Here is a 14,577-nt window from a genome sequence, read left to right as displayed (position 1 = left end):
GAACCACCACCGTTCGGCGTTGCCGCCGGCCCTGCCCTGCTGGTCGGATTCCTGGTTGAGCGATCATGATCGGTCTTGCATGAGTTTCCCGATAAACCAAAAACACCGGCCGCCCGGTGTTTTTGCTCGTCTGAACGTCTCTTGTGATGGGTTCCCGTATTGGCCGCATAACAGGAAATTGCGCTCCGTCCAGCGTTAGCTATTCGGCCGACATTCCCGCGGCCAGCCGACGCGGTACACTCGTGCCCTTAGGACTTTCGCACATTCACGCACGCAAGATGGGTACGCATATCTCCGTTTCGTCTACCGCTCAAGACTTGAGCCCCGTCGCGCAGGAACCCGGCGCCGCTGTCGATCTGTCGCACCATACTCCCATGATGCAGCAGTATTTACGCATCAAAGGGGAGCATCCCGGCACGCTCGTGTTTTACCGGATGGGCGACTTCTACGAGCTATTCTTCGACGACGCCGTCAAGGCTTCGCGCCTGCTCGACCTCACGCTCACGCAACGCGGGGCCTCAGGCGGAAACCCGATCAAGATGGCCGGCATCCCCCATCATTCGTGCGAGCAATATCTGGCGAAGCTCGTGAAACTTGGGGAATCCGTCGCTATTTGCGAGCAGATCGGCGACCCGGCCACATCGAAGGGACCGGTCGAGCGCAAGGTCGTGCGCGTAGTCACGCCAGGAACACTGACCGATGCCGCGCTTCTCTCTGACAAGAACGACGTTTTCCTGCTCGCCCTCTGCCCGGCGCATAACCGCCGCGGCGTGGTCACGAGCGTTGGCTTGGCATGGTTGAACCTGGCGAGCGGCGCATTGCGCCTCGCCGAAGTCGCGCCCGATCAATTGAGCGCGGCGCTGGAGCGCATTCGCCCGGCTGAAACGCTAATGGCCGACTCATTTTCTGCGACCAACGCGCCGTTCGAAGTGCCGAACGTAGGAGCGACAACGCGCTCGCCCGCGTGGCATTTCGATATCGACTCGGGCACGCAACGTCTGCGTGAGCAACTCGATGTCGCCAGCCTCGACGGCTTCGGTGCGCACTCGCTGACCTCAGCGTGCGGCGCCGCGGGCGCGCTGCTCCTGTACGCAGCCGCCACCCAGGGCCAGCAACTGCGGCACGTGCGCAGCCTGAAGGTGGAGTACGAATCCGAGTACATCGGCCTCGACCCGGCCACGCGACGCAATCTCGAAATCACCGAGACCTTACGCGGCACGGAGTCTCCCACCTTGTGCTCGCTGCTGGACACATGCTGCACGACCATGGGCAGCCGTCTGCTGCGCCACTGGCTGCATCATCCTCCACGCGACTTCACTATCGCGCAAAGCCGGCAGCGTGCAATTGGCGCGTTGCTCGACGCGCCCGCAACCGCGAGCCTCGATGGTTTGCGCGCAGCGTTGCGGCAGATTTCGGATATCGAACGGATTACGGGGCGGCTCGCGCTGCTGTCGGCGCGGCCACGCGATCTCTCCAGCCTGCGCGATACCTTCGCGGCACTCCCCCAACTGCGCGAACGGCTTGCTGCCGTGAAGATGAACGCGGTATCGCTTGAACGTATCGATATATCGCTTGAGCCGCCGCCCGAGTGCCTCGCGCTGCTGAGCCGCGCAATCGCGCCCGAACCCGCGGCGCTTATCCGCGATGGTGGCGTGATCGCCCGCGGTTACGACGCTGACCTCGATGAGCTTCGCGACATCTCCGAGAACTGCGACCAGTTCCTGATTGACCTGGAAACGCGTGAACGCACGCGTACGGGCATCGCGAACCTGCGGGTCGAGTACAACAAGGTGCATGGCTTTTATATCGAAGTCACGCGTGGCCAGACGGACAAGGTTCCGGATGACTATCGCCGTCGCCAGACACTGAAGAATGCCGAGCGTTACATCACGCCGGAGTTGAAAACATTCGAGGACAAGGCGTTGTCTGCACAAGACCGCGCGCTGTCCCGCGAGCGCTTGCTCTATGACGCGCTGCTGCAAACGCTGCTGCCGCACATTGGCGACTGCCAGCGCGTAGCGGCTGCGCTCGCCGAACTCGACCTGCTTGGCGCGTTCGCAGAGCGGGCGCTCGCGCTCGACTGGATCGCACCGGAATTCGCGGGCGACGCAGGTATCCACATCGAGCAAGGGCGCCATCCGGTGGTGGAAGCTCAGGTCGAGCAGTTCATTGCGAACGATTGTTGCCTGAATACCGAGCGCAAGCTGTTGCTGATCACCGGACCGAACATGGGCGGTAAGTCGACGTTCATGCGACAGACCGCATTGATCGCGCTGCTGGCTTATGTGGGCAGCTATGTGCCTGCGAAACGCGCGCGCTTTGGCCCGATCGACCGGATCTTTACGCGCATCGGCGCCGCCGACGATCTCGCCGGCGGCCGTTCCACCTTCATGGTGGAAATGACCGAAGCGGCGGCTATCCTCAACGACGCCACACCGTCGAGTCTTGTGCTGATGGACGAGATCGGCCGCGGCACGTCCACCTTCGACGGCCTCGCACTCGCATGGGCCATTGCGCGTCATCTGCTGTCGCATAACGGCTGCCATACGTTGTTCGCCACGCATTATTTCGAACTGACGCAGTTGCCGGCCGAGTTTGCTCAGGCAGCAAACGTACATTTGTCGGCGGTCGAGCACGATCACGGCATCGTGTTCCTGCACGCGGTGAACGAAGGTCCGGCGAACCAGAGCTACGGCTTGCAGGTCGCACAACTAGCGGGCGTACCACCGGCTGTCATCAAGGCTGCAAGGAAACACTTGGCGCATCTGGAGCAGCAGTCGATCGGCCAGCCATCGCCGCAATTCGATCTGTTTGCACCACCTGTTGTTGAGATCGCTCACTCCCAAGAACACGAGGAACCAGCCGAAGCGCAGCCGCACCCCGCGCTCGACCGGCTGCGTGCAATCGATCCGAACGAATTGCGCCCACGCGACGCACTCGATCTGCTCTACGAACTACATGAGCTGGCGTCGAACGCTCCGGATGCGTCGCGTTAAGGCGGACTTGACCACCGACTGGCCGGGCGCGAGACGCATGGGGCGAACTCATGTCGTCATCTGCTTGACTACCCTCTTCTTGCTGGCCGGAGGATGGCAGCGCGCGCAAGCCGAGGCGCCGCTGCCCACACCACTCACATTCGCGATCGCTTCGAATGTGCTCGACAAGGCCTCCGGCGAAACTGCGCTCCAGCATCTGCTCGATGCCATCGGAGAAGAACGGAGCACATCGTTCATCGTCTACGACGGCGACCTCAAAGGCGAAACGCAACCGTGCCGGGATTCACTCTACGACACGCGCCACCAAATCTTCGATGCCTCGCGCAAACCGGTTGTCCTGCTGCCCGGCGGCAACGACTGGGCGTCGTGCGGTCTCGCGCAAGCGGGCAATTACGATCCGGTAGAACGGCTGGATTTCATCCGTCAGTTGTTCTTCGGCGACTCGACTTCGCTGGGCCAGACCCCAATGAACGTGATCCGCGAGAGCGATGTCGCGCGCTTCCGGCCGTTCCGCGAAAATGTCCGATGGCAAACCAACGGTGTTGCGTTCATTGGCCTGAACGCGCCCGCGCCGAACAACCACTATCTGACCGCGGGCGGACGCAACGGAGAGTTCGAGGACCGCTCTGTCGCCAATGCGTTCTGGCTGGAGCATGCTGTGGAAACCGCGCGACGCTCGGACATGCGTGCGGTCGTCGTGATCCTGCAGGGTGACCCCGACTTCGCGCGTTACGAGCGTCGCGATCGTTTCGCATGGCTGCGTTTTTCTCGCGGCGATACGTCGCGCGATGGTTTTCTCGAACTCAAGCGCAGTCTTGTCAAAGCCGCCGAATTGTTTCGCGGACCCGTGATCGTGATTCACACGTCGGATACGCCAATACCCAGAGGCTTTCGCATCGACCAGCCACTGCGCAACGACAAAGGCACGGTGGTGGCCAACCTGACGCGCATCGCGATAGGTTTGAAGAAACCACAATCGCAATGGCTGGAAGTGGAGTCGGACTTCGCATGGCGGCCGCCCTTTCGGGTGCGCGTGCGCGACGTGATCGTGTGGCCGGTGCCACCCGGCCAGGCGTCGGCGCCGAGCGTGCCCGCGTCTTCGTCGATACCGTCGTCGCCGCCTTCGCCTTCCTCGTCACCTCCATCGATGCCCGGCGTTGAAAACGACACCCCAGGGCCTTCATCATTTTTCCAGCAGATGCAGCCCGTGCAACCCACACAGCAAATGCAACACTCCCCGCCGGCGCGTCAACCGGACACGGGCACGCCTGCGTCTTCAGTGCCGCCCATGCTGAACTTGAACTCGCCCGCGAACCTGCCGCCGATCCTGCCAGTGCCGGCGAGCGGCGCATCGGGCACAGGCCAATAAACCCGCTCACGGATCATCACGCGAAATAAAACAAAGGCGCAGCAACCTGCCTGCGCCTTGTTTCACATCGCTTCGTTCAAGCCGTACAAACCCCCTCAGTGCAAGGTCGGACCAGCGTCCTTGCCCGGCTCCTCGTCATCCTCGTCAAGCACTTCAAGACCGTCGAGGCCATGAGCGTGCTGATGTTCTTTCTCGTCCTCGGTGGCTTCGCGGACTTCCTGCACGTTCAGCGCGAAACGCAGCGCCATGCCCGCTAGCGGATGATTGCCGTCGAGCACGACTTTATCTTCCGCCACGTCGGTAACCGTGTAGATCAGCGAATCGAGTTCGTCCTCGCCGTCTTCCGGGGTGCCTTCGAACTGCATGCCGACTTCGAGCGGTTCCGGAAACCGGCCGCGCGCCTCGACTTTCACGAGATCGGGATCGTACTCACCGAACGCATCCTGCGGTTCGAGCTGCAACTGGGTTTGATAGCCGGCTTCCTGACCGTCGAGTGCTTCCTCGATCTTGGGGAACGTGCCATCATAGCCGCCGTGCAGATAGACCATCGGCTCGTCGCTTTCCTCGATCAGATTGCCATGAGCGTCCGAGAGCTTATAGGCTACTGATACGACGGTGTCTTTTGCGATTTTCATTGGATTCTCCAAGATACAAGCCTCAATTATACGATGCCAGCGCGGTCTCCTAACGTTCCCTCAAGTCCTTTCGCGGTGCCGCTTCCCGACGAACCTTCAACCCTGCTCGGCAACCTCACGCCTGCGCAATTCATGCGCCGGTACTGGCAGAAAAAGCCGCTCCTGATCCGTCAGGCAATTCCTGGCATTCAAGCCCCTCTATCGCGCGACGAACTGTTCGAACTCGCCGATAGCGAAGATGCGGAATCGCGCCTCATCACGCATTTTCGCAAGTCCTGGGCAATGGAGCACGGGCCTTTTGCGCCCGATGAATTGCCATCTGTGAAAAAGCGTGACTGGACATTACTCGTGCAAGGGGTGAACCTGCACGACGACCGTGCCCGCGCGCTGCTAGACCGCTTCCGTTTCATCCCCGACGCCCGCCTCGACGACCTCATGATTTCGTACGCCACCGACGGCGGCGGCGTGGGCGCGCACTTCGATTCCTACGATGTCTTCCTCCTGCAGGTTCACGGCAAACGGCGCTGGCGCTTCGGCGCGCAGCGCGATCTCTCGCTAAAAGAGGGGTTGCCGTTGAAAGTTTTACAGCACTTCGAAGCCGACGAGGAGTGGGTTCTGGAACCGGGCGACATGCTTTATTTGCCGCCCCACATCGCCCATGATGGCGTGGCAGAGGGCGAGTGCATGACCGCGTCTATCGGCTTCCGGGCGCCTTCTGCAAGCGAACTGTCAGGACAGTTCCTGTACCACCTTGCGGAACGCCTGGACGATGCCCACAGCGCCAGCGCAAAAAGTGGCGCCCTGCGCTACCGGGACCCGGCGCAGCCGGCAGTCAGCCGCCCTGCATTGTTGCCGCAGATCATGATCGAGCGGGTTGGCGCGATCCTTGCGAACATTGAATGGAATGAGAAGGACGTTGCTTCGTTTCTCGGCACGTACCTGAGCGAACCGAAGCCGAATGTCGTATTCGATCCACCGCGACGCCCCTTGAATGAGAACCGATTTATCGAACGCGCGAAACAATCTGGTTTGAAGCTCGATAAAAAGACCGTGCTGCTTTATGACACGCACGCTTATTTTATGAATGGCGAGCAGGATTTAATGTCGGGAAAAGCCAAAAAATGGCTCCCTGAACTCGCCGACAAACGCTATTTGGAGGGGAAACGCTTTGTAACACTCTCAGGCGATTCGTCAATGACAGTGCTACTGCACGAGTGGTATTGTGCGGGCTGGATACAAGTTGACGCAAACGCCTAGTGTTTGGACTATCTTGCTGTTCCGCGGGTTGAAATGTATGAGAAAGACAACGTATTGTCCCCTGATTTATCGACGGTCGATACGAAAGTGCATATAATTTCCGCCCAAGCCGTAGGAAGTCTCACAGACATACATAATGTGAGTCCACAACGGCCCGGGTCGGTGTTGGAGCACACATTACCGGTACTTTGCGCTGTTGCTTACCTTTAACCATAAAAGGACGTGATCATGAAGAAATCTCTCCTCGTAGCATCCCTGTTGGCTGCTGTTGCTCTTGCTGCATGCAACAAGTCTAGCGATACGGCTGCTCCGGGCGCTGCTAGCGATACCTCGGCTGCTTCGGCACCTGCTGCTGCTGCATCGGATTCGGCAGCTGCTGCTAGCGACGCAGCTTCGAGCGCTACGGCTGCTGCAAGCGACGCAACTGCGGCTGCTGCATCGGCAACCGACGCAGCTTCTGCAGCTGCTCCTGCTTCGGGCGCAAGCCAGTAAGCACCTAGTCAGGGGCCTAGTTTTCCGCTCTTTCGGCTGGTTTATCTAGCTGTTTATTTTGCTGAGAACGAAGCCTCCGCAATAAGCCTCGCAGGATGTCATTCTGGGAGGCTTATGAAAAAACCGGCCCTCGGGCCGGTTTTTTTACGTCTGCTGTTTCTTGGTGTGAAGTGCGAAGGGTCCCTATGCGGCTTACATAGACACAGCGCGTGGTGCAGCGCTTATAGGCGAACGCATAGCGGTTTTATAACGACAGCCAGCCGAACCCATCGGCTTGCGTGGCCACCACAACATCCGCCGCGGTGCCGCCGAGCACGGCGGCAAGCGCCGCCTGGGCCAACTCAGGCAAGTTGTTCTCCCGACTCAGGTGAGCGGCCACCAGATGGCGCAGCTTCGATCGATCGAGCGCTGCAAGAATCCCTGCTGCAGCGTCGTTGTTCAGGTGTCCATGCATACCGCCAATACGCGCCTTGAGCGACGCTGGATAGCGGCTTGTCGCGAGCATCCCGACATCGTGATTCGATTCGAGCACAAGGGCATCGCAGCCGCTCAGCACAGTCGTGATGTGGGCAGTAGCGACTCCAACATCCGTCAGGACGCCCAAACGGCTTGCGCCGTCCGAGAACACGTACTGGAGGGGCTCGCGCGCGTCGTGTGGCACTGTGTAAGGGAGCACTTCCAGGTCCCCTACCATGACGCTCTCGTCGCCCCAGAGCACGTGCAGATCGACTGGCGCGTCATCGGCACCCACTGCGCGTGCGGTACCCCAGCTCATGTGCAACGGAATAGACCATTTGCGCGCCAGTGTCAGCGCACCGCCAATGTGATCCGCATGCTCATGCGTGATAAGAATGGCATCGATCTGGTCTGCCCGCACGTCGAGGCGCGCGAGGCGCCGCTCGACTTCCTTCGCGGAGAAACCACAATCCAGCAGCACGCGCGTAGTTGTCGTGCCGCTGACCGACTCGACCAGCAACGCATTGCCTTCGCTACCGCTGCCGAGACTGGCAAAACGCATTGGCTAAAACCTAGTTCAACTGGGCATGCAGCAACGCGACGATCCGTTGCGCGTCAGTCGATGTATCCACCTGACCGTTGGCATCGACCACGGCAATCTCCGTGACGGTGTCCGCCTTCGGACGCACGTTGACCATGAACTCGCGTGAAGGCTTGGGCGTGCCGCCGCTGAAGAACTTGCCGAGCAGACCTTCCTTCTTCAACTCCTGCATGGAGTCCGAGAAGCGCACGTAATACAAGCCCTTCGCACGATCGCGGTTGTCGACGGTGAAGTTGGTGCGGTCGAGTGCAAGTCCTACACGCAACCAGGCGCTGTCGAACGGCTCGGAGAGATCGAGCGTGGACGAGCCACCGGTCGTATCCACGCTCGCCGTTGCGGACGCCGGACGTGCATCGGTCAACAGTTGCTTGGCCTGTGCGTCGGTGAGGCCGAATTTCTCCATCAGCTTGGCGAGAAACGCCGCTTCAAGTGCGGGGTTACGCGGCCGCTCGACCCATTTCGACGATGTCTTGTCCTGACCCGTCAGCATTTCTTCCATCGCGCTGTGGCTGATGGAGATGTCGGTGGAGCCGCCCGAGCCGCGCTCGACCAGCGTACTGAACTGATCGCGCGTACCCGATGAATAGGCGAAGTCGACCAGCTTGCCAATGCTCTTCCTGAACCAGTCGTCGGGAATGTTCGCGCGATTTTCAGCCCAATCGGTCGTCATGATGCCGGTAGCGGCGGCATCGGTCTTGAGCGTGAAACCGTTCTCTTCCCAGAACTCCTGCAACTGCGGCCAGAGCTGGTCGGGGGAACGGCCATCGACGACTAGCCAGCGACGATCGCCGTCACGCTCCACGTGCATGCCGAACGGGTCTTGCGGGCTCGGCACGCCCACGGTTGCATTGCCTGCAGGCGTAAGCGCCCGTGGTGCAGCGCCGCCCAGCGTATTCAGCTTGGGCGGTGCGGCATAACGCTGGCTGATGTCCGCTGTGCTCAGGTCCGACGGCACGGTCAGCGTAGGCGCCGTTTCAGCACCCTTGTAATTGACCCGATCCGGCGCGAGCCAGTCGTTCAACGTGTCACAACCGGCAAGCGAGATCAGCGTGCCGATTCCAAGCGACAGCACGCTCAGGGTGCGAGCGTGATTGAATAAGGCGGAACGTTTCATGAGGTCCTTCGTGATGCTGAATGCGCGTTGCCTGGAAGCTAAGCCGGGAACGGGTCGATGAACGACGGGTTGATGACACTCGCTGGCTGGCCAAACGGTAGTAAGGCCGAAGCCACTGCATTGCAGTGGGACGCACGTTTTAAATGCACCCCACTGCCGGCCGTCAGGCCAGAAGTCCTGTTTCGCGCAACGCGTCGCGAACAACGTCGTGGTAGCGCGCGTCGAGCGGCGTCAGTGGCAGGCGAATTCCGCCTTCCATCCGCCCGAGCGCAGCAAGCGCCCACTTCGCGGGGATTGGATTCGATTCGCAAAACATCTGCTTGTGCAGCGACAGCAAGCTCAGGTGAATCTTGCGCGCGGTGATCGCGTCGCCGGCAAGCGCCGCGCGGCACAGTTCGCTCATCGCTCTCGGCGCGACGTTCGCGGTCACCGAAATATTGCCGTGACCACCGAGCAGCATCAATGCAATCGCGGTCGGATCGTCACCGCTGTAGATCGCAAAATGCGCAGGCGCGTACTTGATCAGGTTCGCCGCACGATCGATATTGCCCGTTGCCTCTTTCACGCCCACGATGCCCGGCACGTCAGCGAGACGCAGCACGGTGTCGTGGTTCATGTCGGCAACGGTCCGGCCCGGCACGTTATACAGGATGACGGGCAGGTCGACCGATTCCGCGATTTTGCGGAAGTGCTGGTACATGCCTTCTTGCGTCGGCTTGTTGTAATAAGGAACTACTTGCAGCGTGGCGTCGGCGCCGACTTCCTTCGCTGCTTTCGCCAGCTCGACCGCCTCCGACGTGGAGTTACCCCCCGCGCCAGCGATGATCGGAAAACGCTTGGCCGTGTGTTCGACGGCGGTTTTCACCATCAGGATGTGTTCGTCCACCGAGAGCGTGGCCGATTCGCCGCTGGTGCCGACCACGACGAGGCCGTTCGTACCCTCTTCAACATGCCAGTCAATCAGTTTTCGAAACGCCGGCAGATCGAGACTACCGTCCTCGTGCATCGGGGTGACGATGGCAGGAATGCTGCCGCGGATCTGGATGCCGCCGTGTGTTCCGTTTGTCATGAAACGCTATGAAATTGGTCGGTAAACCGCGATTGTAGCGGATTAGCCCTGCAGCACGTAACGAACGGGATCTGACGCATTGTTACGTTCCGTAAGGCCGGTTGGCGTGGGCCGCAACGGGGCGGCAGCGACGACGCGCTGCACGCAGGATGCGCGCGGCACGGTGATAAAACCATCCTGATAAGCGATGACCCGCAACCTGCCCCGCACGGCGTCGAGCAGTTCGCCGGGATTGAGCAGGAAGTTCGGGTTCGAGGGCTTGCCAAACCGTTCGTTGCCCGCCGCGAAGGTCTCGTAGAGCAGCACGCCGCCGGGCGCGAGGGCATCGAATAGATAGGGGAACAGGGGCCGGTGCAGGTAGTTCGTCACCACGACCGCGGCAAATTTCTCGTCGGCCCGCAGTGGCCAGCTTGCGTTTTCCAGATCGGCGCAACGCGTCGCGACATGCTGCACGCCGGCGAGACTTGCCAAAGCGGTTTCATCACGATCCAGTGCCAGCACCGGATGTCCGCGCCGAGCGAAATGACGCGCGTGACGGCCATTGCCCGACGCGACATCGAGCACCGCACCGCCCTGCTCCACCAGATGCGACCATTGTTCGATCCATGCACTGGCGGTGGTCGGTGGAGTGGGCGGCGTGGGTGACTGTTCAGGCGCTGACATCGTGTGTCATCAATTACATCAGTTGTATGAGAGACCCATCGCGTCGCGAACGTCGCGCATGGTCTCGACCGCGAACTTGCGCGCCTTGTCGCAACCGTCGGCCACGATCGCGCGCAAAAGCGACGGATCGTCCATGTATTTCTGCGCGCGTTCCAGCATGGGTTGCTGCTCGCGCAAAATGCCTTCGATCACCGGCTGCTTGCATTCGAGGCAGCCAATTCCCGCGCTGCGGCAGTTCGTCTGCACCCACTTGTGCGTGGTTTCATCGGTATAGACCTGATGCAGTTGCCACACCGGGCATTTGTCCGGATCGCCGGGATCGGTACGGCGAACCCGCGCCGGATCGGTCGGCATGGTGCGGACTTTCTTCGTGATGGTCTCGGCATCTTCACGCAAGCCGATGGTGTTGCCATACGACTTCGACATCTTCGCGCCATCGAGTCCCGGCATGCGCGAGGCTTCGGTCAGCAGCGCCTGCGGCTCGACCAGAATGATCTTGCGCGCGCCTTCCAGGTATCCGAACAGCCGTTCGCGATCGGCCATGGACAGGCTCTGCGATTCCTGCAACATCGCCCGCGCTTTTTCAAGCGCCTCGTCATTGCCTTCCTGCTGATACGCGACTCGCAGCTCGTGATAAAGCTTCGCGCGTTTGCCACCGAGTTTCTTCGCGGCATCGAGCGCTTTCTCTTCGAAATCCGCCTCGCGCCCGTACAGATAATTAAAGCGCCGCGCGATCTCGCGTGTCATCTCCACGTGCGGCACCTGGTCCTCGCCGACCGGCACGAGCGACCCGCGGTACAGCAGGATGTCGGCGGCCATCAGCACCGGATAACCGAGAAAACCGTACGTGGTCAGGTCCTTTTCCTTCAGCTTCTCGATCTGCTCTTTGTAGGTCGGCACGCGTTCGAGCCAGCCGAGCGGCGTGCTCATGCCGAGCAGCAGCGCAAGCTCGGCGTGTTCGGGCACGCGGCTCTGGATGAAGAGCGTGGCCTGCGCCGGATCGATGCCGGACGCGAGCCAGTCGATCAGCACCTCCCAGACGTTCTTCTCGATGACTTCAGGCGTTTCGTAGTGGGTCGTCAGCGCATGCCAGTCGACGACCGCGAAAAAGCACGGGTACTCGGACTGCAGCCGCACCCAGTTCTTGAGCACGCCGTGATAGTGGCCTAGATGCAGCGAGCCGGTCGGCCGCATGCCGGAGAAGATACGGTCAGGGAACATGGATTTATTGTAAAAGCGAGGCAAGGGGATTCAGGACGGCCGACACCGCGACATACCCGGCGCTCACGAGCGGCCCGAGCCAGAAACGCGTCAAGGTACCGGTCATGACAAGTGCCATCACGATGAAAAAACCGTACGGTTCGAGCCGCGACAGCATGATCGATGCGCGCACAGGCAGCAGCGCCATCAGGACGCGTCCACCATCGAGCGGCGGCAAGGGGAAAAGGTTGAGCACGCCGAGCACGAGATTCACGCCAACGCCGGCCGCAGCCATGCGCGTAAAGAACGGTTCGCTGACATTGAACGACGCCAGCAGCACCGCGACCACGCCCCAGATCAGCGCCTGGACGAAATTGCTCGCCGGTCCTGCCGCCGCGACCCACAAGCTGCCCCAGCGCGGATTGCGCAGGTTCCCGAATGCCACGGGCACCGGCTTCGCATAACCGAACATGAACGCACCGCTGGTGACGAAATAAAGGATCAGCGGAATCGCGAGCGTGCCGACGGGGTCGATGTGGCGCATTGGGTTGAGCGACACGCGGCCAAGCACGTAAGCGGTGTTGTCGCCCAGCAGACGGGCCGCATAACCATGAGCGGCCTCATGCAGCGTGATCGCGAAGATCACCGGGAGCGCGTAGACCGCGATAGTTTGTATCAGGGAGGAATCCATAGCTCGCTATTGTATCAAGCAGTTGTGGCGCCACTCGTTGGCGGACGGTTTGGCGTTCGCCCAGGGGCAATGGGGCGCGAGCGTCGAGACAGTGAGTTTGCGCCCGGGGCTATTCACCCGAACGTAGCGTCACTGCCTATTGTGTCATCGTGCGGGGGTTTTCAGGCGCTTTCGGCGGTAAGGCCAAATGGTTCCAGACTGCCTCGGCCGGGGCGCACCAGCACCGGTTCGTCGCCGGTCAGGTCGATCACCGTGGAAGGTTCCATCGCGCATGCACCGGCGTCGATGACCAGGTCGATCTGTTTTTCCAGTCGCTGGCGAATCTCTTCGGCGTCGTTGAGCGGATGGGGGTCGGGTGGAAGGATCAGGGTCGAGCCGAGCAGCGGCTGGCCCAGCGCTTCAAGCAACGCGAGCGTGATTGCGTGATTCGGCACACGCAGGCCGATCGTCTTTCGCGATGGGTGCGACAGGCGCCGGGGGACTTCCTTCGTCGCCTGAAGCACGAACACGTAAGGACCGGGCGTAACCGATTTAATCAGACGATAGTTACGGTTATCGACGATCGCGAAATTCGACAATTCCGACAAATCGCGCACTAGCAGCGAAAGCAGTTGCTTGTCGTCGAGCCCGCGAATCCGGCGGATGCGTTCGACCGCGTTTTTATCGTCGAGATGACACGCGAGCGCGTAGCTGGAATCGGTCGGCAACGCGACAATGCCGCCATCATTGATGATTTGCACCGCTTGGTTGATCAGGCGCGGCTGCGGATTGTCAGGATGAATTCGAAAGAATTGAGACATGACAAGATGACGTAAGTGGGTTGTCCGGAGTTGCCTGCAAACCGGCGCCGGCACGTTTGGCGCACGCGTTGCGTTTTTTATGTTTTGCGCACCGGGCATATCGCCCGCGGCTTCAAACTGAATTCACGTTGGATATCAGCTATAAAGCGCCGGGCGGCTCCCATGCGAACACGCGAGAATACCCGCAAATGCACGCAGTTGCGCGACAGACAGAAGCGGGTGGATGCAAGGATCGTGCGCGGCGTTTAGTAGATTCAACCAAACGCATCAACGCGCGGCCCGACTATGAACCGGCACGGTCCAGCTTTAAATCAGGCACTCCCACACCGGCTTCAGATCGGCGGGAAGCGGCGGCAACTGGCCGAGGTCGATACGCCCCTCGCCTGCCGCATGAAAATCCGAGCCGCGCGAGGCGAGAAAGCCATACCGCCGGGCGACTTCAGCATATTCGCGATACTGGTCCGGCGTATGGCTGCCAGTCACCACTTCAATCGCGCGGCCGCCGAGCTGGATGAATTCATCGAAAAACGCGGCGAATTCGACCGGCGAGAAATCGTAACGCCCGGGATGCGCGATCACCGCCTCGCCGCCCGCTGCCTTGATCCATTTCATGGCGTCCGCGAGTTTGGACCAGCGATGGCCGACATAGCCCGGCTTGCCGTCGCCGAGATATTTCGAGAACACGTCCGAAGTCGATTCCGCGTAGCCCTTTTCAACCAGGAAGCGCGCGAAGTGCGTGCGCGAGATCATGGCGGGATCGTTCACGTAGTGCAGCGCGCCCTCGTAGGCGTTCGGGATGCCGATGCCGGCCAGCGCCTCTCCAATGGCTTCACCACGCGCCTGGCGGCCGCTGCGTGTGGCTGCCAAGCCGTCGATCAGCGCCTGGTTTTCGGCATCCACGTTCAGGCCGACGATATGCACCGTACGCCCCGCCCACGTCACCGAAATCTCCACGCCACCGAGATACCCCATGCCAAGCGCTTGCGCCGCTTCTCGCGCCTCGCGCTGGCCGCCAAGCTGATCGTGGTCAGTGAGCGCCCACAGCGTCACACCGCCCGCATGAGCGCGCGCGGCAACCTCGGCTGGAGCGAGTTGGCCGTCAGAAACGGTGGAATGGCAATGCAGATCGGCGTTCATTTTGGAAGCTCTAGGGTTACCGCTCATTCTACTGCAACGCGTCAAACGGGTTCTGGCGCTGACCGATCGTTCGATCACAAAATTCAGCGCCGCGGGG

General features: G+C 60.9%; 13 protein-coding genes. 4 read left to right on the top strand and 9 right to left on the bottom strand.

The window, feature by feature from the left end; all coding sequences use genetic code 11:
- The first annotated feature begins 374 nt into the window (after positions 1-374).
- Complete coding sequence (gene mutS / locus FH08_RS0141105; protein WP_051888945.1) at positions 375-2,996, top strand: DNA mismatch repair protein MutS; 2,622 nt, start codon at positions 375-377, stop codon at positions 2,994-2,996.
- 64 nt (positions 2,997-3,060) lie between these two features.
- Positions 3,061-4,365: a hypothetical protein gene (locus tag FH08_RS0141100; RefSeq protein ID WP_035568629.1), complete on the top strand. Its 1,305-nt coding sequence runs from the start codon at positions 3,061-3,063 to the stop codon at positions 4,363-4,365.
- A 95-nt stretch (positions 4,366-4,460) separates the two neighbouring features.
- On the opposite strand, the gene FH08_RS0141095 is transcribed toward FH08_RS0141100, so the two are convergent.
- A complete protein-coding gene (locus FH08_RS0141095) occupies positions 4,461-5,000 on the bottom strand; it encodes an FKBP-type peptidyl-prolyl cis-trans isomerase (RefSeq protein ID WP_031363930.1) in 540 nt (179 codons plus the stop codon).
- A 33-nt stretch (positions 5,001-5,033) separates the two neighbouring features.
- Between FH08_RS0141095 and FH08_RS0141090 the strand changes: the two genes are divergently transcribed.
- Both FH08_RS0141090 and FH08_RS53805 read left to right on the top strand, forming a co-directional pair.
- A complete protein-coding gene (locus FH08_RS0141090) occupies positions 5,034-6,257 on the top strand; it encodes a cupin domain-containing protein (RefSeq protein WP_051888926.1) in 1,224 nt (407 codons plus the stop codon).
- A gap of 228 nt (positions 6,258-6,485) precedes the next feature.
- Positions 6,486-6,749, top strand: a complete 264-nt coding sequence (locus tag FH08_RS53805; protein ID WP_075583450.1) for a hypothetical protein — start codon at positions 6,486-6,488, stop codon at positions 6,747-6,749.
- Between the two features lie 244 nt (positions 6,750-6,993).
- Here FH08_RS53805 and FH08_RS0141080 read toward each other — a convergent pair whose 3' ends face one another.
- The 8 genes from FH08_RS0141080 to FH08_RS0141045 form a co-directional block, all read right to left on the bottom strand.
- Positions 6,994-7,767, bottom strand: a complete 774-nt coding sequence (locus FH08_RS0141080) for an MBL fold metallo-hydrolase (RefSeq protein WP_031363927.1) — start codon at positions 7,765-7,767, stop codon at positions 6,994-6,996.
- Positions 7,768-7,777: 10 nt separating this feature from the next.
- Positions 7,778-8,920: an outer membrane protein assembly factor BamC gene (bamC, locus tag FH08_RS0141075; RefSeq protein ID WP_031363926.1), complete on the bottom strand. Its 1,143-nt coding sequence runs from the start codon at positions 8,918-8,920 to the stop codon at positions 7,778-7,780.
- Between the two features lie 163 nt (positions 8,921-9,083).
- The gene (gene dapA / locus FH08_RS0141070) at positions 9,084-9,989 is read right to left on the bottom strand and encodes a 4-hydroxy-tetrahydrodipicolinate synthase (RefSeq protein ID WP_031363925.1); all 906 of its coding nucleotides are present in this window, start codon (positions 9,987-9,989) and stop codon (positions 9,084-9,086) included.
- A 42-nt stretch (positions 9,990-10,031) separates the two neighbouring features.
- On the bottom strand, positions 10,032-10,652 hold the full coding sequence (locus tag FH08_RS0141065) for a class I SAM-dependent methyltransferase (protein ID WP_051888925.1): 621 nt from the start codon (positions 10,650-10,652) through the stop codon (positions 10,032-10,034).
- 18 nt (positions 10,653-10,670) lie between these two features.
- Positions 10,671-11,873 carry a tryptophan--tRNA ligase gene (locus FH08_RS0141060; protein WP_031363923.1) on the bottom strand — a complete coding sequence of 401 codons (1,203 nt, stop codon included), beginning with the start codon at positions 11,871-11,873 and terminating at the stop codon, positions 10,671-10,673.
- Between the two features lie 4 nt (positions 11,874-11,877).
- Complete coding sequence (locus tag FH08_RS0141055) at positions 11,878-12,543, bottom strand: site-2 protease family protein (protein WP_031363922.1); 666 nt, start codon at positions 12,541-12,543, stop codon at positions 11,878-11,880.
- Positions 12,544-12,704: 161 nt separating this feature from the next.
- The gene (locus tag FH08_RS0141050; protein ID WP_031363921.1) at positions 12,705-13,343 is read right to left on the bottom strand and encodes an L-threonylcarbamoyladenylate synthase; all 639 of its coding nucleotides are present in this window, start codon (positions 13,341-13,343) and stop codon (positions 12,705-12,707) included.
- Between the two features lie 306 nt (positions 13,344-13,649).
- Complete coding sequence (locus FH08_RS0141045; protein WP_031363920.1) at positions 13,650-14,480, bottom strand: 3',5'-nucleoside bisphosphate phosphatase; 831 nt, start codon at positions 14,478-14,480, stop codon at positions 13,650-13,652.
- Between the last annotated feature and the right edge of the window lie 97 nt (positions 14,481-14,577).

Origin of the sequence: Caballeronia sordidicola, assembly GCF_000729995.1 — a bacterium.
GTDB lineage: Bacteria > Pseudomonadota > Gammaproteobacteria > Burkholderiales > Burkholderiaceae > Caballeronia > Caballeronia sordidicola_A.
This window is presented reverse-complemented; position numbering and strand designations above follow the sequence as displayed.

Excerpts from the sequence above, each read along its gene's own strand:
- mutS (WP_051888945.1), top strand. The coding sequence starts at position 375 with ATGATGCAGCAGTATTTACGCATCAAAGGGGAGCATCCCGGCACGCTC.
- FH08_RS0141095 (WP_031363930.1), bottom strand. The coding sequence starts at position 5,000 with ATGAAAATCGCAAAAGACACCGTCGTATCAGTAGCCTATAAGCTCTCG.
- FH08_RS0141090 (WP_051888926.1), top strand. The coding sequence starts at position 5,034 with ATGCCAGCGCGGTCTCCTAACGTTCCCTCAAGTCCTTTCGCGGTGCCG.
- FH08_RS53805 (WP_075583450.1), top strand. The coding sequence starts at position 6,486 with ATGAAGAAATCTCTCCTCGTAGCATCCCTGTTGGCTGCTGTTGCTCTT.
- FH08_RS0141080 (WP_031363927.1), bottom strand. The coding sequence starts at position 7,767 with ATGCGTTTTGCCAGTCTCGGCAGCGGTAGCGAAGGCAATGCGTTGCTG.
- bamC (WP_031363926.1), bottom strand. The coding sequence starts at position 8,920 with ATGAAACGTTCCGCCTTATTCAATCACGCTCGCACCCTGAGCGTGCTG.
- dapA (WP_031363925.1), bottom strand. The coding sequence starts at position 9,989 with ATGACAAACGGAACACACGGCGGCATCCAGATCCGCGGCAGCATTCCT.
- FH08_RS0141065 (WP_051888925.1), bottom strand. The coding sequence starts at position 10,652 with ATGTCAGCGCCTGAACAGTCACCCACGCCGCCCACTCCACCGACCACC.
- FH08_RS0141060 (WP_031363923.1), bottom strand. The coding sequence starts at position 11,873 with ATGTTCCCTGACCGTATCTTCTCCGGCATGCGGCCGACCGGCTCGCTG.
- FH08_RS0141055 (WP_031363922.1), bottom strand. The coding sequence starts at position 12,543 with ATGGATTCCTCCCTGATACAAACTATCGCGGTCTACGCGCTCCCGGTG.
- FH08_RS0141050 (WP_031363921.1), bottom strand. The coding sequence starts at position 13,343 with ATGTCTCAATTCTTTCGAATTCATCCTGACAATCCGCAGCCGCGCCTG.
- FH08_RS0141045 (WP_031363920.1), bottom strand. The coding sequence starts at position 14,480 with ATGAACGCCGATCTGCATTGCCATTCCACCGTTTCTGACGGCCAACTC.